Here is a 26177-nt window from a genome sequence, read left to right on the forward strand (position 1 = left end):
CAGGTGGGAGATGGATGGGTCAGACACCCACCCAATCAAAACATCTGTTTTAAAAGTACCAGTGCAAAACGCTCTGTTAGACAGCTGGTTGAATCCTTAAAGGCATTGCACTAAAGGGTTAAACTACCTACAAATTCACCATGGTTTTTGCATTTCGGTTTCAAGCGCGGCCCTGCGTTCTGCGGGAATATCGGAGGATTCCAGCCATTGGGCGGCGGCTTCCGGGTCATTGGAGTTCCAACGCCTGAGTAAGACCGGCAATGATTCCTTCCCGCCGTCTTTCATGCTCATGGTCCACTCGCAAGCTTCCGCAAACTGGCCGTCGTTCTGCAGTTGGTTGGCGATGACGGTCGCGCCCGTTTCCCGGATCTCTCCATCCGCCTGCCGGTTCACCCAGTCCACATAGCTCGGGAAATCCTGCTGCACCCAATGGTCGGAAAGCCGGGTGAACGGCTCGGCCTGTAGTTCAGTCCCCGAGAAGGCCGCGTCCATGAGCCTCGCGGGATCCTTGGCCATCAGCGACTCCATGAAATCATCGAAGCCCGGGATATCGAGACTGGAGGTGGAACTGCCGCCGGGGTATTCGATCTTTGCTTCTATTTCCAAGGCATCCGGGCCGATGGAGAAAATCCTTTGGGCGAGCTGGAAGGCTTGCTCGGGATCGGTTGTCACCCTGTCGAGGCCGATGGCGGCGTAGCGCTCCACGGCGGTGCGCGGGATGGTGGTGGCGGCCGCCTGTTCGAGGGCGGCGGCCGGGTCGGTCTTGAGGAGGTTGGCGAACAGGGCGGCTTCCATTTTCAACTTGGTCTCACCGGAGGGCGTCTGCGCGAGAAGGTGCCGCAGATCTTCCGGGTGCTCGGCGGCCATGGTCTGGAGGACGAGGTCCATCGTATCCTTGAAATCGCCGGGATAATCATCCGGATATTTCTTCGCCCATTCGAGGGCGGCCCAGGGATCCTGGCGGGCGAGCGCCTCAAGCGTTTCGAAATTGGGGTCTATGTCGTGTTCCTTGGAGGACTTGAGAGCTTCGAGGGGATTTTCCGCGTCTTGCCGATTCGTCGCGGTTTGGAAGGCGTATTCCCGGAAGCTCTCGGGGATTTCCTTGGAATGCGCCTTCAGCCACTCCGGGTGAAACTCGCCGATTCCCATGGCAACGAGTTCCAGGATTTTGGGCCCTGCGGTGAGGGCGGCGGCGAGCGCGGCTTGCGGATCATGGCAGGTCCACGCCCACCAGGCGTTGTAGTCTTCGATCCCGGCGGCGGCGATGGCAGCCTGCGGATTGATGCGGGTCCAGTTGAGGAAGACGAGTTGGTAAATTTCCTCTGAGTAATCCTCCTTCTCGGAATAACCGCTCCAGAACGCGGCGATGTCGGCCTCGCCGGCGTCCACCAGCCACAGGGCGAGGCGGGTGTAGAGGTGCGCGTCGTCAATAGCGGCGAGGGTTTCCACGGTGTCGGTGGAATGGCGCGGCGGAAATACCCGCACGGCCGGAAGCGGCCCGGCGGCACTCGCGATTTCCCCCGGAGAACGGCCGGCGTCCTGACCGGAAATTTCCCGCCCCCCGGCACCTCGCGAGCCGGAACGCCTGACGGCAAGCCCACTGAACAAGCCCGCCGCGGCGATGAGGATGAGGAGGCGGTGGAAGAGTTTCACAGAATGGGTGTTAGGGAGGCGTGTTTCACTCGAATCCCTCCGGTCAACTTACCCAATGCTCGAGATCCTCCGCGAATTTCCAGCCATCTTTCGTATGATAATAGAGCGAGGATCCCCTGCCGCCGCTCAACGGGCCGCTACCCACGCTCCATTTCACAACCGCCTCATCATCCGATCGCCACTCGACCGAATCGATCTCATAAACATCAACACTTCGCGTCGTCCCCCTCTTCAGAACACCCTGAAAGCGCGATGTTCCATTCGGCATCCTGATCATTTTATCGAAATCGGGAATCACCAGCTGATGGCGCGGTACAAACAAGTCCGCCTTCACTCCTTCAATCGCCAGCATCTTCGTCACGAACTCCTTGGATGGAGACTCGAACACTTTGCCTTTAAGGTCGTATTCCATCGCCACCGTAAAAAGGTCCTTTGGAGGATGGCTCTCCAGCAGGTGTGTGAAAACCGCTTCCTTCAGACTCAACAATAAAGGGTTGATCAATTTCTCCTCGGCACGTCCGACCGCCACGCAAAGGCAGAAGAGGAGAGATGGAATGAGTTTTGTCATTGAAACAAGTGATATGAATCGGCGTCAGGGATAAGACAAGAGGCAAAGCCGGATGAGGAAATCTGTTTCGCGGGGATGGCGGGTCACGGGTGGTGGGGACAGGAATGTTCCCACTCCTCAGGTGAAGAAATCTAGCGGACTTGCCGCTGCGCTGTCGTTCAGTTTCCGGGCTTTTTGGCGAGGGACTTGATCTGCGTCTGGGTGGCGGTGGGGAGGGATTTCAGCCAGTGGTCGGCGGCGACGGGATCGTATTGGGACCAGAGCGACTGGAGGTTCTTCGCAGCCCAGAGCTTGGGCTGGCCTTCGGGCAGGGTCTGGATCCAATCGCCGGCAGCGGTGGGGTCGTTCTGCGCGAGCTTGCCGACGTAGCGGGAGGCGAGCTGGATGTTTTTATTTTCAGGGGTATTGCGCGAGGTGTCTCCCGCTTCCGCCGACGGTGGCGCGGCGGGATCGGAGAGAAGGAAACGAATGGCCTCGGCTTCGAGCGGAGATTTGTCCGAGTAGCCATCGCGGACGAGGTTCTGGGCGATGCTCCGCTTGGTGTCGTCGGGCAATGCGTTGAATTGCTGGGTCAGGGCGGTAATCTTGGTGCTGTCCCACTCCTCGGAGGCGGAAATGTAGGCGTAGGTGGAACCCTCGGTTTTGGGATCAAAGGCGGCGAGACTGGTAAGCCAGTCGGCGGGGTTGTTGATTTTGAAAATATGCTCCGTCTGCTCGCGCGGCGAGGCCATGGCGAGGGCAAACTTGCGGTCTTCCTCGTTGGGGAGCAGGGCGAGCAGGGCGGCGGCTTTTGTCTCATCGCCGTTGAGATTGCTGAAAATGTTGGAAAGGAGGTTCTTGCGGGAATCGTCATCCATTTCCACCTCGGGCAGGAGCTTGAGGGCGACTTCGGGCTGATTGTAGAGTCGATCGAGGGCTTGCGAGCGCATTTGCTTGGCTTGCTCCGCGGTGAATCCGGAGCCTTCGAGATCGGCGGTAATCCACAGGGCGGCGTTTTTTCCACCCATGAAACTGTAGCTATTGGAGGCAATGGCGGCGCGCCACAAAGCGGGAAGGTCGGCGAGGTTAGCGAGAATTTTGGCATGGATGGCGTCACCGCTATCACGGCTATCGCCGGAATCCAGAATGCGGCTGAGGATGGCGATGCCGTCCGGGTGGGACTGAAGTTTTAGGAACTCATCGTCGAGGGAGGTCTTCATTTTCCGGCCGACGAGGATGGACTCGGCCTGGAGTTTCAGTTTCGCGGGCAGGGAATCGAGCGCGGCATCAAGGGCGGCGGGAGACTTGTCCGCCAGCGCGGCGAACAACGAACCGGTGTGGGAGCTGAGGCTGGTGAGGGAGGTGCCGGCGGCGAGCAATTCCTGCATGCGCTGGAGGGCCAGGGCGGGATTCTTGAGGGCGATGGCGCTGAGGGAACGCATCTCGGCGACGTCGTTGGGATGGTTTTTATAGAAATCGAGGACGCGCTGAGGATCGTTTTCCGCCCATCCGGCGAGCATCTCGCTGGCAAGCTGCGGACTGCTCTTGGTGGCCCACGCGAGAAAGCCCTCGGGGTCTTCGTTTTTCCAACGCTCCTCGAAGATCTTGGAAAAAACGGTGAGCTCGGCCCCGCCGCGCAGGTCGAAAAAGCTGCCGTCGATCCACGCGGTAAACTCGGAGATCGGAAGGGTGCTGGCGAGATCGATGGTGGCGCGCATCCGTTCGGCGGGATCGCGCGAGGCGCGGATGGCGGCGAGACGTTGCCCGGCCTCGCCGTCCGGCCCGGCGGCCTTCCTAACATGGCGTTCAGGCCGCTGGCCGCGTTCGCGAACAGCAGCGGCGGAGTCCGTGGATTTCGCGGAGCGGGCGGGAATTCCTGCGAAATTCCAGCCGATGACGGCGGTAACAAGGAAGGCGAGAACGGGAAGGGCTTTCATGAGAAAAGGGGCCGGGGTGTGGGTTTATTGATTCTTCTGCATCCTCGTCCGCAGCTCGGTCTTGCGGACCTCGGGAAGATCGACGTTTTCCAACCAATCGGCAGCGGCAGCGGGATCCTTGCGCTGCCAATTCGACAGCATGTCGCTAAGGCGATAGCTTTGCTCATCATCCTTGATGGTCATGACCCAGTCCGCGGACTCGGCGTAATTCCCCTCCTCCTGGAGCTTATTGATGACGAAACTGACACCTCCTTCACGGGCGGCGGAGTCGGTTTGCTGGTTGACCCAGTTCGTGTAGCCCACGAAGTCGCGCTCGGCCCATTGGCCGGAAATGGTGCTGAACGCGGAGTTGCCATAAGGTCCCGATTTGAGGCCGATGGTCATTTGCAATGCCCTCGCCGGATCCTTGTTGACCAGCGTTTCCACGAACTCAGTGACGCCTGGAATGGTCATGCCCGAGCCCGATCCGCCGTTGGGGTATTCGATCATGGCCATCATTTGCATGGCATCGGGGCAGGCGGCGAAGAGGCTTTTGGCGATCTCGAAAGCTTGCTCGGGATTGGATTTCGCGAGGGTGAGACCGATGGCGGCATAGCGCTCAGCGGCGATGCGCGGGGCGGTGGTAGATTTCGCCTGCTCCATGGCGGCCTCGGGATCGGTCTTGAGGAGGTTGGCGAAAAGGGCGGAATCCATTTGCAGCTTGAGGCTGCCGGAGGGCGTTTGCGCTGCGAGGCGCTCGAGATCCTCCGGGCGCTCGTCGGCCATGGTGCGGACGAGAAATTTCATGGGATCGTCGATACTGTATCCGAAGGCGCTGCGGCTGTTGGGATTTTCCTTCACCCAGTCCAACGCGGCCCACGGGTCCTTGCGGACGAGTGCCTTAAAAGTGCCGGGCGTGATGGAGCGGCCGACTTCTTTGAGGAATTTCATGGCGTCGAGAGGATCCTGGCCGTCGTCCCATTTCGCCATGCCGCGGAGGGCGTTGTCCTGCGCACCCTTGGAGAGTTCCTTGAAATGCTGGCGCAACCAGTCGGGGTGGAACTCGCCGATGCCCCAGGCGACGTGATTGATGTGGTCCGGGGCGTTGGCCGTGGCAAAGGCGAGCGCTCCCTTCGGATCGTGGCAGGCCCACGCCCACCACGCGTGCTGGTCGCTAGAACTCCCGGCGATGGCGGCCTGGGGATCGAGGCGGGTCCAGTTGAGGAAAACGAGATCGGTGATATCGTTGCTGCGCTTGGGTTTCTTCGAGTAGATGCTCCAATACGCGGCGATGTCCGCCGCACTGGCGTCGCCCAACCATAACGCGAGGCGGGCGTAGAGTTCGCTGTCATCGACGAGGGCGAGCGTTTCCAAAGTATCGGTGGAATGGCGCGCGGGAAACGTGATCTGCTTCGGCTTGGCGGCGGTGCGACCGGGCTCATCGACGGATTTCCCCGAAGCATCCGGACGGTATTGCTCGCTGCGGGAAGCGGCGGCGGTGGACTGGGAAACGGAATCGCTGGTGGTCAGCCGTTTGGCGGTAAAGCCGACCAGCGAGCCTGCGACACAAAGCCCGGCGATGAGAACGGATGGGGATTTTTTCGTCACGATGGATTGTTAGCTAACCGGGTTTCCTACAGGGGAATTCCGGCGGCGACGACCAAAATCCGCAAATCAGACGGCGGGAGCTTACTGCTTATTCGCCTCCAGTTCCGCCACCGTGACGCGGTCGCTTTTCTTCAGGAAAAACAACGCGCCTAAGCCCGCCCAGAAGACATTGCAAGCGAAGCCCGCAAGCGACGCGGCGACCGCGGTTTCCGGTGGCACTCCGGCAAGATCCTTCATCAGAATTTCGAACAACTTCTCACGCACGCCGACGCCCGCGATGGAAACCGGCATGCCGCTGATGGAGTCGATAACCGGCATCGCGGAAACCACCGCGCTGTATCCGGCCGTGCCACCGACGGCGCGCATCCCGCAGTAGTAGGAGGAAAAATACGCGAGCAGCATGACGAATGAAACGGCCAGTCCGGCGACCGCGAACCACCAGTTTTTCCGATAGACGTCATAAAGTTCCGGAACTTTTTTCAAGATCGGAAACCGTGCGAACCGGTCGTTGTTATGAATCCGCCGATGCACCGGCGGCGAGGCACAAACGAAAATCAGCGCCACCATCGCCAAGCCACCACCCAAATAGAACCAAGCGAAATGAATGACTCCGCGACCAAGGATGCTCTGGTTCGCGATAGCGTCGAACCTCGCGACCGAGATGATGAAGAACAACAGCGACAACGAAACCAAACCGGCCAGGTGATCCGCCATCACCGCCATTGCGATGACGAGTTTCTTCCCCGGATGGTCGCGCATCAGCAGGAGGATCCGCGCCGCATCGCCGCCGAGACCGCTAACAGAAGCGAGACTGAACAGACTATCGATCATCGTCAGCTCGACCGCGCGGCCGATTCTAACATCCAGTGACTGCCCCCGCAGGAAAAACCACCAGCGCAGCGCGTGAAGCACGATGGACGTTCCCGCCAACGCCACCCCGCCGGCAAGCCAGCGGTAATCAACGGCACCGGGCCGGGTGAAGATCGAGCGGTCGAACTTCACCTGGGAGAACGCCCACCACAGGCACAGTCCCGTTAGAGCCAGCTTGAGGAGGAATATCAGAAATGCCTTCATGCAAGCCGGTCGGAACGATGCGCCTAAGCGGATTTCTCAATCTCGCGGGCGATCGATTCGACGTTTTCCAGAATGGCTTTGGCCGAGTCCGGGTTGCCGATCTTCAGGCCGAAATGTTTTTCCAGCCCGACGACGAGCTGCAGTGCGTCCACCGAATCGAGTCCGAGCCCGCCACCGCCGAAAATCGGGATCGTGTCGCTGATATCGGACGGAGCCTGTTCGAGCATGAGCTCGTCCACCATCATTTCCTTGATCTTCTGTCGCAGTTCGTCGCCTTGCATGATTGTTAAGTTAGAAAATTCCGCCGTCGATCTTGAGCGCGGCTCCGGTGACATAAGAAGCGTCACTACTTGCTAGAAAATAAACGGCGGCGGCGACTTCCTCCGGTTTCCCGAAGCGGCGCATCGGGATGCCGCGCTTGGCGTTTTTCCGCGCTTCTTCATCCATGTCGCCGAGAGCGTCGGTCTCGATGAATCCCGGAAGCACCGAGTTCACGGTGATACCCGCCCGCGCGACTTCCTTGGCGAGCGTCTGGCCTAACGCAACCACTCCGGCCTTGGCCGCGGCGTAATTGGTCTGGCCTAACGGCGGCAGCACGGCGCTGAGCGACGCGATGTTGATGATCCGCCCGAAGCGCTGCCGCATCATCGGCGTGACCACCGCGCGACAGCCGTGGAAAACCGCGTCGAGATTCGAGGAAATGACCGAGTGCCACGCCTCGTCCGGCATCGCGGCGAGCAGGCAATCGCGGTGCATGCCCGCGTTGTTGACGAGCACGTCGAGGCGGCCGTCGGTTTCCACGATTGTCTCCACCGCCGCCTTCCATGCGTCGGGGTTCGTGACTTCGAGATCGATCACCCGGCAGCGCCCGGGAAACCCGCTGGCGAGGGCCTCCGCGTGCCCGCGATTCGACCGGACCCCGAGCCACAGCCGGGCGTCGGAATCGTGGTCGAGGAAATAGCGGGCGATCCCCAGACCGAGCCCTCCATTTCCACCAGTGACCAAGATCGAACGCACGGCGGCAGCATCACCACCGGATGTAAGGGGGTCAATTTCAATACCCGGGCCCGGTTTTTTTCAAACTTCCCGCTCACCATTCCCGGCATCCGGGTCTTCCAGACCGGACGAGTCCCCCCCGTTCGGGGGCCCCCATTTAGGGGGATACAGATGGGGGAAAATCCAGATTCAAATTTCTATAATAGACTAAAAACCAATCATTTTCATATAATTACAAAATCACCATTGTCGCAAAACTACTCATCTCGGGCGTCTTCATACAGGAAACGCCCGAAAACAGCGCTTAGAATGTATGCACAAACGCAAACGTCCTTTGCGTCCGTACAGAACCCATTGATCCGCTGATCGGCCCTATTTTGACCCGTTGGCGTCCGCACCATCCCAAGTGCGGCACGCTACAAAATTTTGACCCGTCAATTGATCGCCATTTCGCCCGGCGAGCCCATTTGCCTTTCAAATCCAGACCGACTCCGGAGGAAGAATCCTCCAATCCAAATCCCGAAAACAACATTATGAAACCCAAAGGCCAATCCCGCCTCCTCGCCAGCTCCACCGCCCTCATCGTCGCCACTTTCGCGACCTCTTCCGCCTTCGCCGCCAGCGCGACATGGAACGGAACCACCAACGCCACCTGGGCGACGGACACCAACTGGAGTGCCACCCCGGCACCGGGATCGGCCGACACAGCCACTTTCAACAATGCGGGCAATGCCAATACCACTATTGATCTGGGAGCCGGCGTCAGCGTCGGCTCCATCGTTTTCGACACCGCCACTACGGCGGGCTACACCCTCGGCTCCGGCGCTGTGGGCAGCCAGGTCCTCACCCTGAACGGATCCAGCGCGATCACCGTCAATGCAACGGTTGCCGCCAATCAACTGATCAACGCGAACCTGAGCCTCGGTGCCGCAGCAGGGGCCCAGGCCTTCACCTTGGCCAACCTCAAGACCACGATCAACACTCTCACCGTGGCGGGTGCCGTCAGTACCACCCAGACCGGAGTGAAAACCCTTACTGTCAACAGTGCGGGACTTACCAACATTAGCGGAACCGTTTCGGATGGTTCCGGCACGGTTTCCCTGAACAAGACCGGAACCAACCTATTGACCCTTTCCGGCCCGAACAGCTACTCGGGCGGGACCTTGATTACCGGCATCCTGAATGCGGCAAACAGCTCCGCCCTGGGTACGGCTGGAGTCACGGTAAACAACGCAACCGGAAACCAGCTCCAGCTCGCCAACGGAGTCAATGTGGCAAATGCCCTTACCATCAGCGGAGGTGGCATCGCCGCTCAGGGCGTTGTTTACGTGCCGACAGGCAATGCCACCTTCAGCGGAACCGTCAGCGCCGTGGCCACCAGTGCGGGCGGTCATTTCGCCACAGCCGGATATGTCGACAACGCGCTGACCATCGCCGGGAACAACACTATCACCTCTTCCGTTCCGATCAATATTCGCAACGGCGTGGTCATTTACGCAGGAACGCAGAATTACACCGGCGGTACAACGATGAACGGGGCTTCGTTCCTCCAGTTCAAAAAAATCGCATCCATGCCCGCCACCGGTGCGATGACCACCATCGCTGGCGGAACCATCGCTGTGAACGCCGGCGGTGCCGGTGAATTCAACGGTGGAACCGGAGCCGGAACCATTGGCGGCCTGATCGCCGGAACCGGTGGCCAAGGAGCGGCCGTCAACTGGATCGCAGGCACATCCATGGCTGTCGATACCACCAACGCAACCGCCACGGTGACTCAAGCCGGCGCTCTCACTCCTGCGGTCACCGTCGGCCTGATGAAGCTCGGCACCGGGACACTGGAACTGACCGGTGGAGGCACTTACGCCGGCAACGGAATTGGAGGATTCCCCTTCATCGCCCGCCAGGGAACGCTGTTGCTGAACGGCGGCACCCACACGGTTACCGGCGAAGCCGTCGTTGGCGGCCTGTTTGGCAAAGCCAACGGCGTCGCTGGTCTGGACGCCAAACTGCAAGTTGACAGCGGAACTCTAGCGATTTCCACCTATCTTTCGTTGGGTCGCGGCAACGGCATTGGTGCCGTTTCCTCCGATCTGGTCACGAACAACGCGGCCATCGTCACTGCGGCAAACTTCAGCGCCGGCTACAACGGCGGCACTGCCACCAACCTGCCCAAAGGCACGTTCACACTGAACAACACCTCGTCATTCACGATTTCCGGCGCCGGTGTCTTCAACTTCGCCGAGAGCCCCGGATCTAACATGTCGATGACTCTCAATGATTCCGCCCAGGTGATCGCCACCGGCGCGGGAGCCAAGACTGTCGGCAACGCTGGCATTGGCACTGTCATTCTCAACGGTGGCAGCAGCATGAATTTTGGTGGCGTCACCACCATCGGCGGCACCGCAACCGCCATCGGCAGCAGCCTCACACGCAATGGCACTGGAAATCTCACCCTCGGGGGCAACGTCGTGATCGGCAATACTGCCAGCACGGGGACCTTGACCTTGAACAACACCAGCGTCTCCTCCATCGGCGGCATCGCCTACGTCGGCAACACCGGCGGCACCGGCACCCTCAATCTCAACGGATCCGCCTCCCTTACCACTGCAGGAGTCACCAATATCGGCTTCAACACGGGTACAGGCACCCTCACGATGGCCGGCGGGACCTGGAACAACACAAGTGAAGTGCGGGTGGGCGCTTATGATACCGGAAATACCGCGACGCCCAATGGCTCCGGAACATTGACCATCTCGGGCGGAACCGCGAATCTTGGCGCGTTGACCCTCGCAAGGGGCAACGGCAGCCTGAACACGGTTTCGGGGACCGGCACCATCAGCGGCACAGCCATCGTCAATTCCGCAAGTGATGTCACTCTCGGCTTTGCCGGATCTAACAATCTCGGGAAACTCACGGTCAGCGGCGGAACCCTGAACGTCGGAACCATCGTCCCCGCGGCAGCCAAGTGGCTGATGGTTGGCCGATGGGACACCAGCAAGGGGCAGCTCGACATCTCCAGTGGTTCGGTGAACCTCTACAACAGCTCGGCCATCAAGATGAATGCGGACGGCACCGTCGGTGCCAACGTGGTCAACCAGAGCGGCGGGGCAGTGACCTTTTACAGCGATGCCGGAATCACCGTCGGCGGCACCGGCAACCTGGACCTCCAGCGCGCGGGTGCGGCAGCCAGCAACAACACCTACAACCTGAATGGTGGAACGCTCACCGTGCCTCAGGTAGCATCAACAGCCACCACCGGCAGCCGCACGTTTAATTTCAACGGCGGAACGATCAAGCCCACCGCGACCAGCACCACCTTTTTCAATCTCGGAGCCGGAACCACCCGCGCCAACGTGCGCAACGGCGGGGCGAAAATCGACTCCAACGGATTCAATATCACGGTTGCCCAATCGCTCGTCCATAGCGACGTCGGTGGCGACGCTGCCACTGACGGCGGGCTGACCAAGTCCGGCAACGGTATACTCACGCTCAACAGCGCCCACACCTACACCGGCCCGACGGTTGTCAGCGCCGGAACCCTGACACTGGCCAACAGCGGAAGTGTGGATACGAGCAGCAGCATCAGTATCAACGGAAGCAATGCGAAACTGATCCAGACCAGCACGGCTCCCATCGCTTCGCCAGTGACAGTCACCCAGGGATCGGTCGATGGAGTCGGAACGATCAACACCCTCACCGTCGCAAGCGCGATCGGCAACACGATCACCACGGGGAATGGCGGGGCAGGCGTCTCGCAGTTGTCCGTCGGCACGCTGACCTTCCAAGGCGCGGCCACCTTGAACCTTCAGGCTAACGGCACGAACATGGAAAGGTATATCTATACCAATGACCTCGCCACCCCATCTAACGGCACCGTCATCAATGTCACCAACGTCTCGGGAGCGTGGACCAGTGGAACCGACTACCCCCTCATTTATTTCACCAATTACGCCGCGCCCGACGCCACGCATTTCACGCTGGGAAGCATTCCGGGCCTGAACCCCAATCAAACCGCCACCCTGGTCAACAACGGCGTCTCAATCGCCCTCAGCATCACCGGTGAATCGCTGGTCTGGACGGGAAATGTGAACTCGAACTGGACCACTACAGCCATCGGAGGCTCCAAAAACTGGAGTTACCTCGGGAATGGCATCGAATTCTCCACCAACAGCCCGGTGATCTTCGACGATACGGCTTCGAGGTTCTCAGTCAATCTCGCCCAGAATGTCAGCCCCAACACTGTCGTCTTCAACAACACCGATCCTAACGACTACACGATCTCCAGCACCGGAGGCTTTGGCATCATCACTGGTTCGGTCATCAAGAACGGCTCGGGCAAGGTGACCATGACCACCAACAACACCTACACCGGATCCACCGTCATCAACGAGGGCATATTGGAAATCGGCAATGGCGCGACCAATGGATCCATTGCTTCCAGTTCGACAATCACCAACAACAGCAACCTGATCTTCAATCTGGTGGGATCGCCGAACCTTTATGCCAATCCCATCACCGGCACGGGTTCCATCACCAAACAAGGCTCGGGCACCCTCACTCTCTCCGGAGCCAACACATTCACCGGGAATTTCACCCTGGACGCGGGAGTGCTCAACTTCAACAGCGCGGGCGCCCTCGGCACCGGGCCCGGAACCATCATCCTCAACGCCGGCACTCTCGACAACACCAGCGGCGCGGCCATTGCGTCCACTTCCACGAAACCCCAGAACTGGAATGCGGACTTCACCTTCACCGGCACCAACGACCTCGCCCTCGGAACCGGACAAGTGACCCTCGGCGGCGCGGGCACTTCCCGCACCGTCACCGTCAGCGCGGGTACTTTCGGCACGGGTAAGATCGCCTCCACGGGCTACGACCTTGTGAAGGCCGGCCCCGGCGCACTCCGGATCTCCGGCGGCGTTTCAGTGATCAACGGAATTGTCTCGATTCAAGCAGGCACCGTCGGAACATCTGAGGATTTCTACGCCGATGGACTGGCAGGCACCGGCACCTTTGAAAACGGCACAGCCAACTCCAAATGGTCGTTCTGGAACATCACCACCGATCAAACCTCCGGCGGCATCATCCAAAACGGTGGCGGAACGGGACTGCTCGGCCTCATCAAACGGGGAGCGGGCACATGGACGCTCACCAACAATGCCAACAACGCCACCTCCAACCTATCGGTGGACAGCGGCAAACTCGTCCTCGCCAACACCGGTTCCTACGGTTGCACGAACGCGGCGGGTGCCGTCGCCGTGAACACCTCGGTGATCGGATACAACGCGAACGGCGTCCTGGAAATCAATGGCGCAACGGTCAACTACAACAATTCCTCCAATGCTGACAACCTCGCTTACCGCACAACTCTCCTCATCGGAGCGACTATTGGCAACAGCGCCGGAGCGGTCCGCCTGAATTCGGGTTCCTTGACCAGCTTCCGCCAGTTGACTGTGGCGGGTGTCAACGGTTCGTTCGGTGGCTACACACAAACCGGCGGCACGACCAACGTCGGCGGCTTCCTGGCCGTGGGCCTCGGAACCTCCATCGGCGTTCTCAACCAAAGCGGAGGTATCTACAACCAAACGACCTATCCGATCACCCTTGCCGCCAGCACGGGAAGCGCCGCCCTGGTGAACCTGAGTGGCTCGGCGGTGTTCAACGTGAATGGCACCGTTGACAATGGCCTTTGGGTTGGTGAAAACGCCGGTGCCGCCCTCAACGTTTCCGGCAGCGCCGCACTGAATTTCGCAGTCACCAACAACGGACTGCAACTGGCGAGAAACGCGGCCGCTTCCGGCGTCGTCAACCTCCTCGGCGGCAACGTCACGACTCCCAAGGTTTACCGCGGAGCGGGTGCGGGAACACTCAACTTCAACGGCGGAACACTCACCGCCAATGCGGCGAGCACCGCGTTCCTAACGGGATTGACCGAAACCTTCGTCCGCTCGGGTGGAGGCACCATCAACAATGGTGGAAACGCGATCACCATCGGCCAGCCGCTGCTCGCTCCCACCGGCAACGGCGTGAGCGCAACCGGGCTGACGGTTTCCGGCGGCGGTTACATCGATACTCCCCTCGTCCAAATCACAGGTGACGGAACAGGCGCAACCGCCGTGGCAAACATCGATTCCACCGGCAATCTCACAGGCATCACGATGACCAACCGCGGCAACGGCTACATTACCCCGCCAACATTCACCTTGATCGGTGGCGGAGTCGGAAACACCGGTGCCATCGGCGGAACCGCCACTCTGACCGCCACCACCAGCGGCGCGATGACCTTCAGCGGTGCGGCCATCACCACGCTCGCCGGATCGAACACCTACACTGGCAACACGGTGGTCGGCACGGGCACCACGCTGGCGCTCGATCAAACTGCCACCCTGCAGTTCGCCCCCGGAGCGAACGGTGTGAGCAACAAGGTGACAGGCACTGGAACCGCCTTCTTCTACGGCAATTTCAGCATCAACCTCGCCGGAGCCTCGATTGCCAATGGCAACAGTTGGACACTCGTGGATGTCTCAACCAGGACGTTTGACAGCCTCTTATTCAATATCCCAGGCGGCTTCACCCAAGCCTCCGATGTGTGGACCAAGGTCGAGGGCAACAACACCTGGCGCTTCTACGAAACCGGCGTGAACGCGGGCAAGCTCACCTTGGAAGTGGCTACCTCGGGTGGATACACCACCTGGGCCTCCACCAACGCCCCTGTGGGAACCGCCAAGGACGATTATGACAACGACGGAGTGGCCAACGGTGTCGAGTATTTGCTCGGTGGTTTGGCCACCACCAACGACCTTGGCAAGCTGCCCGGGCTTTCCTTGAATGGTGGCGACCTCGTATTCACCTTCGTGCGAAAGCAGGATTCCGAAACGCCGGATACCACCGCGAAAATCGAAGTGGGCACGAGCCTGGCCAGCTGGCCCGCCAGCTACGCGGTTCCTAACAATCCTGTCGCCGCCAATCCAGGCGTCACGGTGGTGGACAATGGCAACGGCACGGACACCATCACCTTGAGGGTGCCGCAAGCACCGGATGCGAAAAAATTCGCCCGCCTGGTAGTGAACGTCGCCCCGTAACCATCCCACTCAACGCCCCGGCCGGACCCGCTCCAGCCGGGGCGTTTTCATTTTCAGTAGGGAAGCCCGGGTTTTCGCTAGATGAAATGCATCAGCCAGCAGCCGGTCGATCTTCCTCTGCGATGTTCGGGGTGTTGGTACAGGACAATGAACTAGCGGTTTGGGATTCATCATGCAATGTTCCCATCGTTCATGAAAACACACTGGCTTGCCCTGGGCGTCCTTATTTCCGCAGTTGGCAGTTCCATAGCCGATGAAGACCCGCCGATGAACCGAGTGCAATTCATCGGCACCCACAATTCCTATCACATCGCACCCTCGCCGAAGGTCCGGCGGATGATTGAAATAGCCGCAAAAGGCGAAGGCGATGCGATCAACCACACGCACCGCCCGCTCACCGAACAACTTGAGAAACTCCACATCCGCCAGATCGAGCTCGACCTCTACGCCGATCCCAAGGGCGGGCTTTACTCGGATCCCCTCGCCGCCCGACTGGCGGGGGAAGTCGAGGCGAACCCCGATCCCGCGTGGAAGGAGCCGGGGCTGAAGATCCTGCACAGTCCTGATTTCGATTTCCGCACCACCGTGCCGACGCTGCGGAAGGCGCTTCAGGAACTGAACGCTTGGTCCAAGGCACATCCAAAACACGAGCCGGTGATGGTTCTGCTAGAACTCAAGGAGGATTCATTTTCACCGCGGATTCACCCGCTGCCGTTTGATGACACCCAGCTCACATCGCTCGAAGCGGAAATCCGCGCGGAGATGCCCGCCGACCGCATCCTCACGCCGGACAAGGTTCGCGGCGACTCACCGAGTTTGCGGGACGCGGTGACCACCCGTGGCTGGCCGAGCCTTTCAGCGGCTGCCGGGAAATTCCTGTTCGCCCTCGACAATGAAGGCGCGGTCCGCGACCGCTACCTCGCGCTCAGTCCTAACAAAGACCTGCGGGAACGCCTCCTCTTTGTCAGCGTCCCGCCCGACCACCCCGCCGCCGCCTTCATGAAACGCAACGATCCGGTCGGCAGCTACGACGAAATCCGCAAGCTCGTGGCCGCCGGATTCATGGTCCGCACCCGCGCCGATGCCGACTTGAAGGAAGTCCGCGCCAAGGACCTCAGCCGTTTCAAAAAAGCCGTGGAGAGCGGCGCACAGTGGATCAGCACAGACGCGCCCGAGGAACTCCCGGATTTCCCCGGCTATCGCGTCGGCTGGGAAAACGGGCGGGTCTGGAAACCCACAAGCCCACCCTAATTTAATGGTTCGTTCCCCGGCTTCCACTTGATGTTGCACCCGCTACTTGGATAAGGCCGGGCAAGAGGTTCCTCGCCGCCAAGCATGCGCCTAACTGCTTCCCGCAGGTCACCGGCGTGGGGTTCGAGTCCGCTCCGCGGACGGGAGTCGTCGAACTGGCCCGCGTAAAAGAGCAGCCCGTTGTCGTCGAACAGGAAAAAATCCGGCGTGCACACCGCGCCGTGGGCCTTGGCAATCTCCTGCGACTCATCCAACAGGTAGGGAAACTCCCAACGATGGGCGTCACTGAAACCCTTCATCAGCTCCGGACTGTCCTGCGGATATCTCCCGAGATCGTTCGAGTTGATCGCCACCGTGTTGACCCCTTGCTCCGCGATTTCGCGGGCGAAATCACCGAGCGCATCGGCTAGATGGACCACGAACGGACAATGGTTGCAGGCGAAGACCACCAACAATCCACGCGGACCGGAGATCGCGTCACGCGGAAACATATTGCCGTCGGCATCGGGCAAGGAGAAGTCGGGCGCCGAGTCGCCCGGACTCATTTGAAAGGATGACAGGGTTTCAGACATGGGAGCACTCTACCACAATTCCCGAAGGGGCAAAACGGTTTTCCGCCTTTGACGGGTGACAATTCCACTGCGAGCATCCGCCGCGATGTCAGACGGACTTTCACCGGCGGAACTTCTCCGCTATTCCCGCCATTTGCTCATTCCCGCCGTCGGCGAGGCGGGGCAACTGCGGTTGAAAAACGCGTCCGTCCTGCTCATCGGCACCGGCGCGCTGGGCTCTCCCGCCGCGCTCTATCTTGCCGCCGCCGGAGTCGGCCGGCTCGGACTGGTCGATGCCGATGTGGTCGATGCGTCCAACCTCCAGCGCCAGATCCTCCACGGCGAATCATGGATCGGGAAACCGAAACTCGAAAGCGCCGCCGCCCGGCTGCGCGAGGTGAATCCGCACATCACGGTGGAACTTCACCCGGTTAGATTTACACCGGATAACGCTGCGGAGATCGCTTCATCCTACGATATCCTAGTCGATGGCTCGGACAATTTCCCCACCCGCTTCCTCACCAATGACACCGCGTTTTTCCAGAAAAAGCCGCTCGTCTATGGCGCGATCCACCGCTTCGAAGGCCAGGCCGGCGTTTTCGCCCCGCACCTCGGCGGACCTTGTTACCGCTGCCTGCTTCCCAACATGCCACCGCCGGGCAGCGTGCCGTCCTGCCACGAGGCCGGGGTGTTAGGGGTGCTGCCGGGCATCATCGGCTCGCTCCAGGCGATGGAAACCCTCAAGCTGATCCTCGGCATCGGCACCGTGCCGCTGGGCAAACTCACTTGTTATGACGGGCTCAACAGCGCGTTCCGAACCCTCAAGTTGAACCGCGATCCGAAGTGCCGCCTGTGCGGAGACTCCCCGGAAATCACCGGCGTTTCAAATGCCGAAACCACTGCTTCCGCCTCCTGCGCCTTTACTCCCGAACACATGGAATCCATCACCACCAGCGAACTCCGCACCCAGCTCCAAGGCCCATTCGACGGCCTGCTCATCGACGTCCGTGAACCGGACGAATACGCCGTCGCCCACATCGAAGGCTCGCGGCTGATCCCGTTGAAAACCCTGCCCGAGCAGTTGGACAGCCTGCCGAAAGACCGCGAGATCCTCGTCCATTGCAAGGCCGGTGGCCGCTCGGCCAAGGCAGTGCAAATGCTGCTAGACCATGGCTTCACCCGAGTCAAAAACGTCACCGGCGGCATGGACGCCTGGCTTGCGGAAAACCAGCTCGGCTGATTCACCATCCGCGGTGATCGTGATGCCGGGCGTTTCCCTGAAATGACCGATTTCGCGGCAGGTGATCTTCGTCGCCGTGAAATCGCTCATCGTATTTTCAAGATCCTCCGGCGCGATCGCTAACAAAAACCCGAAACTTGGAAACGAGACGAGCCATTTCTCGATTTCCACATCCATCGGGCACGGCAGATTTTCAAGATCAAGGACGGCGCCGACCGCCGAGCATTGGCAAAGCATCGCCAGCGTGCCGATGATGCCGCCGTTGCTGATGTCCTTACCCGCGCGGCAGAGTCCTTTTTCCGCCAGCGAGGGCAGCAATTCCAAATCCGCTCTCAACCGCTCCGGCGAGGTGATGGTGCTGGCATTCCAAAATGGTTTGTCGCCGCGGTAGCCGCCGTGCATGTCGATGGCGATGACGAGGAGGTCGCCCGGCTTTGCATCGAAGCTCGTGATCAACCGATCGCCGGCATGACCGAGCACCGCCGCACCGAGCATGGCTTTTCCGGAAACCGTCCGCGTCGTGTGGCCGCCGACGATTGGCACGGAGTAGGCCAGAGCCGCCGCTTGCATTCCCTGCCAGATCTCGGCGGAAATCTGTTCGGTGGGCGTCCATAGGATATCCGTGACGGCGACGGGACGTCCGCCCATCGCGGCGACATCGGACAGATTGACCATCACCGCCGAGTAGCCGGCGAACCATGGATCGTCTTCAACAAATGATCCCAACATGCCTTCGGCGGCAAAAAGCAGATGTCCGGTGCCCGATGGATTGGCAATCGCCGCGCAGTCGTCACCCAGCCTGATCTTGCCGGAGACTTCCAACGCATGTCCGAAAGCCTGCTGGATATTGGCTTTCTCGGCCACCGCAGGGTGACCTGAGAGATATTCAGCCAGCGAGGCGAGGTCTGTCATCAGGCATTCACTGATAGATCAACTCATGCCAATTATGTGAAAAAATGATCCCAATCAGGTTATTTTCAGGCGACCCGTGATGAGGCGTGGTAATAGCTGAGATCCGCACGCATTTTCACATGTTGAATTCCATGAAGAGATATCTCTTCGAGTGCTTCCCAATGAAGACGTTGGAAAAACCGGGCGTTCTGATGTTGCACGGTGGCGAGGAATTCATGGCAGCCCAGCGCGTTCGCCGTGGACACCGCTTTATAGATCAATCCGGCACCGAGTGCTCCCAGTCCGTGATAGCAAGGTTGTAGATTTCTCACCGCCACCCCCGGACTGAAATGACGGATCCGTCGGAAATCCATCGCGACTCCCAGCCGGGAACCATACCACAGTCCCGGCTTCCGCTCGTCAATCCGGACAACGCCCGCCACGGCATCCTCCATGCCGGCGATGAGTGTTTTGCAAACAATGGGGATCATCGACTCGTCAAACAGGTCACGATCATCGCCGGCAAAGATCCCCTGCTCCTCGCAAAAGATGTCGCGGCGGACCGAGAAGAATCCATCGAGGTCCTCGGCTGATTTCGCGATCTTAAACACGAAATCATGCGGACTGTAGGTGGGGAATTTTTCGAGGATCATGGCGGTAGGAGTGAAGCGAAACGCCGAGGCGCAGAGGTCGCTGAGAGAATCGCAGAGAAAAGAGAAGCCATTTGATAACTCCCCGTTTCTCCCGGCTGCCTCTGCGCCTCCGCGTTTTGCTTCATAGGTTCATGGTTCGCAATGGGCGGTTTGGGGAATGCTCGCTTCGATTTTCGCAGCGATGTAATCCGCATCTTCGGCGATGCCGGAAAACCGTGCGGAGCCCCAGGTGTGGAGCCAGGGCAGCCCGAGAAAGTAGAGCCCCGGCAGCTCGGTGACACCGCGATCCGTTTCCGGAAATCCGCGCATGTTCATGACCGGCAGTTTGATGAATTTGAAATCCGGAAGAAATCCGATGCACCAGATGATGCTGGTGATGTTGTTTTCCGTGAAGTTCAGCTCGGTCGGCTCGCTTTCTGGACGCCAAACCGGAGTATAGTGTGGTTCCTCGGGAGCATCGATTTGATTCTCGGAGATATAGTCATCAATCCGCTGGCAGATTCCATTGTAGGATCGATCCGCGCTGTCGAGCTTGGCGGCGACATCCTGCCGGACGGTGAATTTTTCGAAGTCAATGTCCTCGACGAATCCATAGAGTTTCACGCCTTCGAGAGCGAACTTGCGGAGATCGATTTCATGACCTCCATCACGACCTGTGAGATAATGATTCGTGCCGGAAACCGCTTTCGCTTGATCGGGATGTTCGGCGAAAGTGGTTTTATAGTATCCCATTTCCTCCAGCCAGGTGACCGCGTCTTTTCCACGATAGCGCCGTGGCGAACGCGGGGCGTTGCCAAGGCAGAGATGGACTTTGCGGCCTTCGAGATGGAGATCCTCCATGATCTGCACGCCGGATTGGCCGGAGCCGACGATGAGTGTTTCGCCTTCGGGAATCTGCAAGGGACGTTTGTAATCGACTGAATGGATCTGTTTGATCGAGTCCGGAACCCTATCAGCTCCGACCGGCACAAACGGCGTATGGAATCCGCCGATGGCGACGATCACATCATCGCAGAACCAGGAGCCTTGATTGGTCGTGATATGGAAATAACCCTCGCGCTTGGTAACGGAAGTCACGGTGACACCTTCCAGGATCGGAGGTCGGAATTTTTTCGCGTAGCGTTCGATGTAGCTGACGATTTCATCCTTCACCATGAAACCCTCGGGATCATCGCCGTCGTAGGGATGGCCGGGCAGGCGGCATTGGTGGTTTGGCGTGACGAGGCAGAAGGTGTCCCATCGCTCCGACCGCCACGAATGGGCGATGCGGTTTTTCTCGAGAATGACGTGATCGTCCACCCCGCGCTGACGGAGGCAATAGCTCGCCGAGAGTCCGGCTTGCCCGCCGCCGATGATGACCACGGAAATGTATTGAGGATCGGTAAAAGGCATGACGACGGGATTTCTAACTGACGTGGGAGATCAGCACCGGAGTGTCCGGCGGCAGGGCACCGGCCCAGCGCTCGATTTCCGAGAGCGAGGAATAGGCCGAGGTGCAGGAGAATCCGAATCGCTCGCGGACACGGTCGGACGCCTCGGTGAGGGCGATCCGGGACAAGCGGATGAACTCATCCGCAGGGAGTTGCTGGCCCGTCTTGAAGTATTTCCTCACGACGGTGGATGGCGAGTAACATGGCTGGAAACTGCCGTCCGGCAGTTCGGCGGTGAATGTGACTTCAGGCATTGGAACAGGTGGTTTGGGTTGGATTTTCGAACGAGGAAAGAGAACTGCAGGCTCCGCATTTCGCGCAGCCAGCCTTCACTGTATCAGAAGTCATGCCAGCTTCGGTGAGCATTGCGCCGAGCGGAGAGAGCACGGCTTTCATGAACTCCGCGGTCGGCGGAGCGTGGCCGGCGAGCGGCGTGCCGGTGACCGGGACGAACGGCACGACGAAAGGATATACGCCGAGCGAAATGAGCTGGCGGCAGCCCTCGAGCAATCCGTCCACCGTGTCGCCGAGTCCCGCGAGCAGATACGTGCTGACTTGGCCGCGACCGAAGACTTTCACGGCGGCGGAAAATGCTTCCATGTAGTAGGACATCGGCACCTCGGCTTTTCCCGGCATGATTTTGTGGCGGACGGTTTCATCCCACGCTTCGAGATGCATGCCGAGAGAATCGACGCCGTTGGCACGGAGTTTCACAAACCAGTGGAAATCATCCGGCGGCTCACACTGCGCCTGGATGGGCAGGTTCGTCGCCAGCTTGATGGCGTAGGCGGCGGCGGCGAGCACGGCGGCCCCGCGGTCGGAAGTCGGCGGGGTGCCGGTGGTCATGACGACGTTGTCGATGCCGTCGAGACGCTTCGCCGCAGCAGCGACTTCGGCGAGCTGCGCGGGGGACTTCTCCTTGATTGTGCGGCCCGCCTTGAGCGACTCACCGATAGCGCAAAACTGGCAACGCGTGCTGGAATTTCCATAGCGGATACACGTTTGCAGCAAGGTGGTGGCGAGCACACGCTGCGAATGAAGCTGCGCGATTTTCCAATACGGCACGCCGTCCGCCGTGGTCATTCCGTAGAATTTCGGCTCGGGTGGAAACTGGACACTCAGGATTTGCTCATCGCCCTGATAGAGTGACGCGACGCCCGCCGCATTCACAGGTCCGACCAAAAACGGTGACGAAGCCGCGCCACGCGTGTGGATCGGCACCATGATCGTGGTGCCTAACACCGTGACTGCCTTGTGATCGGTCGGCCCCGCGCCACCGCTGCGCGAGGGCGCGGTGGAAGGCGCATCGCCGATGCGGAGTCCGGCGGACTGGAGCTCAGCGAGCAACCATTGCTTCTTCGAGGAGAGGGCGGATGGGAAGTCGAGTGTCTGCATTGGCGTTGGTTTCTTCTGAAATTTCCGTGAGGGCGGGACGCGGCGTTTTATCCACGCGGAGTTCGAACAAATCGGGTCGGCTGTAGTGGCCGACGGAATCCATCATCCGCTTGCGCTTGGTGATGAGGTCGAAGTCGAGATCGGCGATCGCCATTCCCTCGCCTTCCGTGACCGGTTCGCAAAGGTGCGAGCCATCCGGCGCGATGATTGCTGAAAAGCAACCGCCGCGCAGGGCCTTCTGTTTCTGCGGATCCGGCGTGATGTCCACGATCTGCTCATCGGTGAGCCAGCCGGTGGAATTCACGACGAAACATCCCGCCTCCAGCGCATGATGGCGGATGGTGACTTCGATTTGATCGGCGAAAATCTGCCCGACCATCGAGCCGGGAAATTGCGCGCAATGGATCTCCTCGCGGTCGGCCATCAAGGTGTATCTAGCAAGTGGATTGTAGTGCTCCCAACAGGCCAGCGCGCCGATTCTTCCCACGGCGGAATCCACGGCACGCAGGCCGGAGCCGTCGCCCTGGCCCCAGACCATCCGCTCGTGAAACGTCGGGGTGATTTTCCGGCGTTTCAAAAGCAGATCACCCGTGGAATCATAGACGAGCTGCGTGTTATAAAGCGATCCGCCGTCCAGCTCGTTCACGCCCACCACGAGCACCATGCGGTGGCTCGCGGCGGCGCGGGAGAGTCGTTGGGCCAGCGGACCGGGAACTTCCACAGCCTCGCGATACAGTTTCTGATGCGCTTTTCCCGTGGCGAACGGCGGTTCGACGAAGGAAAAGTAGGGATAATACGGCACGAAGGTCTCCGGGAAAACGGCCAACTTCACGCCCGCATCCGCGGCTTCAGTGATGGCCCGGACCATACGGTCGATGGTGCCGTCCGCGCCGTTGAGGTCGGGGGCGATCTGGATGGCCGCTGCTCGGATTTTTTTCATGAGATAGTTTTGTTAGACAGTCCAGGAGTCCATGATCACCGCGTTGCACTTCTTGTGCAGAAGGATGCAGTCGAGGACGTCGAGCGGATTGATCGGGATGATGCCGGGGATGAACGCCTTTTCGGTTTGCCCATAGAGCGCTTGGGTGGAAAAACGGCAGGCATAGACCTTGCCGCCCTCTTCCATGAATTTCGCGAGCCGCTGGTTCACAAAGAGATGGCCGGGAAACGCCTCGTCGCCGAGCGTCGGGAAACCGCGCTGGAAGCCCATCGTCACGCCCGGTCCGTAGAGCAGGATCGATGTTTCATAGCCCTTCCGCAGCAGGCGCGTCGCGGACAGTGTGTTCACGATCGAGATCGATCCCTCGAAGGCGACGGTGTGGAAAGTGACGAGCGCTTTCTCGCCCGGCTCGGCCTTGAAGTCTTCGAAAACCTTCTCTTCGTAATCGACGAGAAAGTCTCCGTCCTTGTGCATTTCTTTATCAACTTTTGGCATGTTCGTGGTGGTTTAGGAGTTGTGGTCCGGACGCCGGACTGGGATCGATAGAGCACCGGGCGGGCCAGCCGCTTTCCGCAGGGTGAAATCGCAGCGCGTATTTCATGCACATCGTTGCGCACGGAATCTGCTTGGAGAAATGGCATGAACGCGCGGGTCACCATGTCGGCGTTGGCGAAAGCGCTCGGCCTCTCCGAATCCACCATTTCCCGCGCCCTCAAAGGCGATCCGCGCATCGGCAAGGACACCCGCGACCGCGTCAACCAGCTCGCCGCCGAACTCGGCTATCGGCCGAACCCGCTCGTCAGCGCGCTCATGTCCGTTAGAAAAAAGGGCGGCAGCGGCGAGGTCGGTACGGTCGCCCTCGTCACCGACTACCATGGCGAAGGCGGGTGGAGATCCAAGGACGTCTGCCTCTGGGAATACGCCGGCATCTGCCGCCGTGCCGACGAACTCGGCTACCGGGTCGAAGAATTTCCCATGAGCGATTTCCACTACGACGCCGCGAAATTGGAAAAAGCCCTGCTCACCCGCGGCATCCGCGGTGTTTTGTTAGGATTCTCCCGCGACCGCACCGAACGCGCCGGACTCTCTATCAATCAATTCACCGTCGCCGGACTGAGCACCTATTTCCGCGAGGTGCCGGTGGACCGCGCGAACTTCCACGGCTTCTTCAACGTCCAGCTCGCCCTCGGCGAACTGCGTGCCGCCGGCTACAAACGCACCGGTCTCGTCGTCCCCGAGTTCAACAACCGTATTTCCGGCTACCTCTGGTCAGGCGGCGCGCTGGACTGGCAAACCCGCCAGGCGGAATCGGACCGCTGCACGCCCTTCATCCCGCACGCTGGCGACGAGGAAAAAGACTTCGCAAAATGGGTCAAACGCGAAAACCCCGATTCATTGTTAGTCTACAAATTCCCCGTGAAAAGCTGGCTCTCCAAATCCGGCCTCCGCGTCCCCGAAGACATCGCCCTCGCCTACCTCTATCGTACCGAGGACGAAATGAAAACCTGGCCCGGTATCCACGGCAACCTCCAGGCCGTCGGAGCCGCCGCCTTCGACCTCGTCGTCGAAGGCCTCCACACCCACCGGCTCGGTGCCCCTGCGGATCCGAAGGAAGTGCTGATCAAAGGCATCTGGAAGGCGACACCATGATGGATCAATTCCCGTCAGGTTTCGTTAGATCCTTCAACGGACTGGCAGCATAGGCGAAAGTGGAAACTGAATCCGGCTTCGATGGGTCAAACGGTTTCACGTCATCCGCCAACATCGCGGCGAGCGGCAGTTTGTCCTTCCGGATTCCCTCCACCACACACTTCGCGATCTCGTAGCTGCCGAAATTGTTGTGGTGCGTGCCATCTTGAAACGCGGCGTTCAGATCCTTGCCGAGCCCGACATAGAGCTGGCGGCTCATCGCGTGCAGGTCGATCAAAGCGGCCTTCTCCTTTTCCGCCACGCGCTTCATCGCATCCGGATAGCCGCCGAGTGTGTCCTTCTCCACACCGCCCTTGCGCTCCATCGAAGTGACCAGCACCGGAGTGGCATCCTTCTGCTGGATTTCGCGAACGACTTTCCCGAGATTCTCCTCGTACTTCTGCAACGCGTCCGGTGCCTTGCTCTTCATGTCATTGTGGCCGAACTGGATGAAAACGTAGTCCCCCTTTTTCATCTCCGCCTCCACCTTCGCCACCCGGCGGGCGGAAAGCGAACTGCCTAACGACTCGCCGGATTCCGCGTTGTTGGAGATGGCGACACCGGATTTGAAAAACCGCGTGAACATCTGTCCCCAGGAGTTCCACGGTTCGTAGGGTTGGTCCGTCACCGTGGAGTCACCCAGCAGATAGACCGTGGTGGCGTTGGGCGCGGGTGTGATTTCAACAGCTGCCACACATGGATGTGGGCCGTTGAATTCGAGGGTGAGCTTGTTGTCCCAGTGAAGATAAGGTTTCTCGCGATCCTTCAGTCCGACGCGTCCTCCGGGATAATCCGGCTGGCGGATGTTTACGGTGAATTTCCTACTCACCTGCTCCTTGTCCCCAGTCACCACGTTTTCCAACATCAACCGCCGCGACTCCGCCTTGACCGTGGTGTCCGACTTGCCCGCCGGATCGCCTAGCAGAACCGTGACCTCATAATTTCCCTGCCGCAGTGCCACGGAGAAATAGAAACCGCCCTCGCCCGTGACAAAATCTCCCTTCACCGCGTTGCTTCCGCGGCTTTCCGCCTTCACGGGGAAGCCCAGATCGAAGCCGTATCCTTTTTCGGAAGTGTAAACATCCTCCGAAGTCACTGCCGTGAAACCCGGACTGGTTTCCGCCGTGCCGAAATCGAATTTCATCGGCTTGGACGTCTCGGCTTGCGCCAACCCCGAAAGGAGAAAAGGGATCAGCAGGGCTTGAGGAGTTTTCACAAGCGGACGATGACAGCATTCCGACAGATTCCAACATCCCCCGTT

20 protein-coding genes are annotated in these 26177 nt (G+C 59.9%); 4 read left to right on the plus strand and 16 right to left on the minus strand.

The window, feature by feature from the left end; genetic code table 11:
* Nucleotides 1-135 precede the first annotated feature (135 nt).
* From ABIQ96_RS19550 to ABIQ96_RS19580, 7 genes are all read right to left on the minus strand, one after another.
* Nucleotides 136-1653, minus strand: a complete 1518-nt coding sequence (locus tag ABIQ96_RS19550; protein WP_348216323.1) for a hypothetical protein — start codon at nucleotides 1651-1653, stop codon at nucleotides 136-138.
* 43 nt (nucleotides 1654-1696) lie between these two features.
* The gene (locus tag ABIQ96_RS19555; protein ID WP_348216324.1) at nucleotides 1697-2221 is read right to left on the minus strand and encodes a hypothetical protein; all 525 of its coding nucleotides are present in this window, start codon (nucleotides 2219-2221) and stop codon (nucleotides 1697-1699) included.
* A 158-nt stretch (nucleotides 2222-2379) separates the two neighbouring features.
* Nucleotides 2380-4137, minus strand: coding sequence for a hypothetical protein (locus ABIQ96_RS19560; protein WP_348216325.1), 1758 nt, complete (start codon nucleotides 4135-4137; stop codon nucleotides 2380-2382).
* A gap of 24 nt (nucleotides 4138-4161) precedes the next feature.
* Nucleotides 4162-5724, minus strand: coding sequence for a hypothetical protein (locus ABIQ96_RS19565; protein WP_348216326.1), 1563 nt, complete (start codon nucleotides 5722-5724; stop codon nucleotides 4162-4164).
* An 81-nt stretch (nucleotides 5725-5805) separates the two neighbouring features.
* Nucleotides 5806-6798 (minus strand): lysylphosphatidylglycerol synthase transmembrane domain-containing protein, encoded by a 993-nt coding sequence (locus ABIQ96_RS19570; protein WP_348216327.1) that lies wholly within the window; start codon nucleotides 6796-6798, stop codon nucleotides 5806-5808.
* Between the two features lie 23 nt (nucleotides 6799-6821).
* On the minus strand, nucleotides 6822-7079 hold the full coding sequence (locus ABIQ96_RS19575; RefSeq protein WP_348216328.1) for a phosphopantetheine-binding protein: 258 nt from the start codon (nucleotides 7077-7079) through the stop codon (nucleotides 6822-6824).
* Between the two features lie 10 nt (nucleotides 7080-7089).
* Nucleotides 7090-7815, minus strand: a complete 726-nt coding sequence (locus ABIQ96_RS19580; RefSeq protein ID WP_348216329.1) for an SDR family NAD(P)-dependent oxidoreductase — start codon at nucleotides 7813-7815, stop codon at nucleotides 7090-7092.
* A 512-nt stretch (nucleotides 7816-8327) separates the two neighbouring features.
* Here ABIQ96_RS19580 and ABIQ96_RS19585 point away from each other — a divergent pair.
* Both ABIQ96_RS19585 and ABIQ96_RS19590 read left to right on the plus strand, forming a co-directional pair.
* Nucleotides 8328-14876 (plus strand): autotransporter-associated beta strand repeat-containing protein, encoded by a 6549-nt coding sequence (locus ABIQ96_RS19585; RefSeq protein WP_348216330.1) that lies wholly within the window; start codon nucleotides 8328-8330, stop codon nucleotides 14874-14876.
* 192 nt (nucleotides 14877-15068) lie between these two features.
* Nucleotides 15069-16127 carry a Ca2+-dependent phosphoinositide-specific phospholipase C gene (locus ABIQ96_RS19590; protein ID WP_348216331.1) on the plus strand — a complete coding sequence of 353 codons (1059 nt, stop codon included), beginning with the start codon at nucleotides 15069-15071 and terminating at the stop codon, nucleotides 16125-16127.
* Here ABIQ96_RS19590 and ABIQ96_RS19595 read toward each other — a convergent pair.
* Nucleotides 16124-16699: a thioredoxin family protein gene (locus tag ABIQ96_RS19595; RefSeq protein ID WP_348216332.1), complete on the minus strand. Its 576-nt coding sequence runs from the start codon at nucleotides 16697-16699 to the stop codon at nucleotides 16124-16126. The two genes, ABIQ96_RS19590 and ABIQ96_RS19595, sit on opposite strands and share 4 nt — an antisense overlap.
* A gap of 85 nt (nucleotides 16700-16784) precedes the next feature.
* On the opposite strand from ABIQ96_RS19595, the gene moeB reads away from it, so the two are divergent.
* Entirely contained in the window at nucleotides 16785-17918 is a 1134-nt protein-coding gene (gene moeB, locus ABIQ96_RS19600; protein WP_348216333.1) for a molybdopterin-synthase adenylyltransferase MoeB, read from the plus strand.
* Here the strand turns inward: moeB and ABIQ96_RS19605 are convergent.
* The 7 genes from ABIQ96_RS19605 to ABIQ96_RS19635 all read right to left on the minus strand — a co-directional run bounded on the left by ABIQ96_RS19605 (nucleotide 17841) and on the right by ABIQ96_RS19635 (nucleotide 23722).
* Nucleotides 17841-18830, minus strand: coding sequence for a sll0787 family AIR synthase-like protein (locus ABIQ96_RS19605; protein ID WP_348216334.1), 990 nt, complete (start codon nucleotides 18828-18830; stop codon nucleotides 17841-17843). The genes moeB and ABIQ96_RS19605 overlap by 78 nt on opposite strands.
* A gap of 65 nt (nucleotides 18831-18895) precedes the next feature.
* Nucleotides 18896-19462, minus strand: a complete 567-nt coding sequence (locus ABIQ96_RS19610) for an MSMEG_0567/Sll0786 family nitrogen starvation N-acetyltransferase (RefSeq protein WP_348216335.1) — start codon at nucleotides 19460-19462, stop codon at nucleotides 18896-18898.
* Nucleotides 19463-19591: 129 nt separating this feature from the next.
* Nucleotides 19592-20854: an MSMEG_0569 family flavin-dependent oxidoreductase gene (locus ABIQ96_RS19615; protein WP_348216336.1), complete on the minus strand. Its 1263-nt coding sequence runs from the start codon at nucleotides 20852-20854 to the stop codon at nucleotides 19592-19594.
* Between the two features lie 13 nt (nucleotides 20855-20867).
* Nucleotides 20868-21146 carry an MSMEG_0570 family nitrogen starvation response protein gene (locus ABIQ96_RS19620; protein ID WP_348216337.1) on the minus strand — a complete coding sequence of 93 codons (279 nt, stop codon included), beginning with the start codon at nucleotides 21144-21146 and terminating at the stop codon, nucleotides 20868-20870.
* Nucleotides 21139-22287, minus strand: coding sequence for an MSMEG_0568 family radical SAM protein (locus ABIQ96_RS19625; protein ID WP_348216338.1), 1149 nt, complete (start codon nucleotides 22285-22287; stop codon nucleotides 21139-21141). Before ABIQ96_RS19625 ends, ABIQ96_RS19620 begins: the two co-directional genes overlap by 8 nt.
* The gene (locus tag ABIQ96_RS19630; RefSeq protein WP_348216339.1) at nucleotides 22229-23227 is read right to left on the minus strand and encodes a Nit6803 family nitrilase; all 999 of its coding nucleotides are present in this window, start codon (nucleotides 23225-23227) and stop codon (nucleotides 22229-22231) included. Before ABIQ96_RS19630 ends, ABIQ96_RS19625 begins: the two co-directional genes overlap by 59 nt.
* A 12-nt stretch (nucleotides 23228-23239) precedes the next feature.
* A complete protein-coding gene (locus ABIQ96_RS19635) occupies nucleotides 23240-23722 on the minus strand; it encodes an MSMEG_0572/Sll0783 family nitrogen starvation response protein (RefSeq protein WP_348216340.1) in 483 nt (160 codons plus the stop codon).
* Between the two features lie 144 nt (nucleotides 23723-23866).
* On the opposite strand from ABIQ96_RS19635, the gene ABIQ96_RS19640 reads away from it, so the two are divergent.
* On the plus strand, nucleotides 23867-24877 hold the full coding sequence (locus tag ABIQ96_RS19640) for a LacI family DNA-binding transcriptional regulator (protein WP_348216341.1): 1011 nt from the start codon (nucleotides 23867-23869) through the stop codon (nucleotides 24875-24877).
* Between the two features lie 4 nt (nucleotides 24878-24881).
* Here ABIQ96_RS19640 and ABIQ96_RS19645 read toward each other — a convergent pair whose 3' ends face one another.
* The gene (locus ABIQ96_RS19645; RefSeq protein WP_348216342.1) at nucleotides 24882-26132 is read right to left on the minus strand and encodes a rhamnogalacturonan acetylesterase; all 1251 of its coding nucleotides are present in this window, start codon (nucleotides 26130-26132) and stop codon (nucleotides 24882-24884) included.
* Nucleotides 26133-26177 lie beyond the last annotated feature (45 nt).

The sequence above is a fragment of the Luteolibacter sp. genome, assembly GCF_039920825.1.
GTDB lineage: Bacteria > Verrucomicrobiota > Verrucomicrobiia > Verrucomicrobiales > Akkermansiaceae > Luteolibacter.

Excerpts from the sequence above, each read along its gene's own strand:
- ABIQ96_RS19555 (WP_348216324.1), bottom strand. The coding sequence starts at position 2,221 with ATGACAAAACTCATTCCATCTCTCCTCTTCTGCCTTTGCGTGGCGGTC.
- ABIQ96_RS19560 (WP_348216325.1), bottom strand. The coding sequence starts at position 4,137 with ATGAAAGCCCTTCCCGTTCTCGCCTTCCTTGTTACCGCCGTCATCGGC.
- ABIQ96_RS19570 (WP_348216327.1), bottom strand. The coding sequence starts at position 6,798 with ATGAAGGCATTTCTGATATTCCTCCTCAAGCTGGCTCTAACGGGACTG.
- ABIQ96_RS19575 (WP_348216328.1), bottom strand. The coding sequence starts at position 7,079 with ATGCAAGGCGACGAACTGCGACAGAAGATCAAGGAAATGATGGTGGAC.
- ABIQ96_RS19585 (WP_348216330.1), top strand. The coding sequence starts at position 8,328 with ATGAAACCCAAAGGCCAATCCCGCCTCCTCGCCAGCTCCACCGCCCTC.
- ABIQ96_RS19590 (WP_348216331.1), top strand. The coding sequence starts at position 15,069 with ATGAAAACACACTGGCTTGCCCTGGGCGTCCTTATTTCCGCAGTTGGC.
- ABIQ96_RS19595 (WP_348216332.1), bottom strand. The coding sequence starts at position 16,699 with ATGTCTGAAACCCTGTCATCCTTTCAAATGAGTCCGGGCGACTCGGCG.
- moeB (WP_348216333.1), top strand. The coding sequence starts at position 16,785 with ATGTCAGACGGACTTTCACCGGCGGAACTTCTCCGCTATTCCCGCCAT.
- ABIQ96_RS19605 (WP_348216334.1), bottom strand. The coding sequence starts at position 18,830 with ATGACAGACCTCGCCTCGCTGGCTGAATATCTCTCAGGTCACCCTGCG.
- ABIQ96_RS19610 (WP_348216335.1), bottom strand. The coding sequence starts at position 19,462 with ATGATCCTCGAAAAATTCCCCACCTACAGTCCGCATGATTTCGTGTTT.
- ABIQ96_RS19615 (WP_348216336.1), bottom strand. The coding sequence starts at position 20,854 with ATGCCTTTTACCGATCCTCAATACATTTCCGTGGTCATCATCGGCGGC.
- ABIQ96_RS19620 (WP_348216337.1), bottom strand. The coding sequence starts at position 21,146 with ATGCCTGAAGTCACATTCACCGCCGAACTGCCGGACGGCAGTTTCCAG.
- ABIQ96_RS19625 (WP_348216338.1), bottom strand. The coding sequence starts at position 22,287 with ATGCAGACACTCGACTTCCCATCCGCCCTCTCCTCGAAGAAGCAATGG.
- ABIQ96_RS19630 (WP_348216339.1), bottom strand. The coding sequence starts at position 23,227 with ATGAAAAAAATCCGAGCAGCGGCCATCCAGATCGCCCCCGACCTCAAC.
- ABIQ96_RS19635 (WP_348216340.1), bottom strand. The coding sequence starts at position 23,722 with ATGCCAAAAGTTGATAAAGAAATGCACAAGGACGGAGACTTTCTCGTC.
- ABIQ96_RS19640 (WP_348216341.1), top strand. The coding sequence starts at position 23,867 with ATGAACGCGCGGGTCACCATGTCGGCGTTGGCGAAAGCGCTCGGCCTC.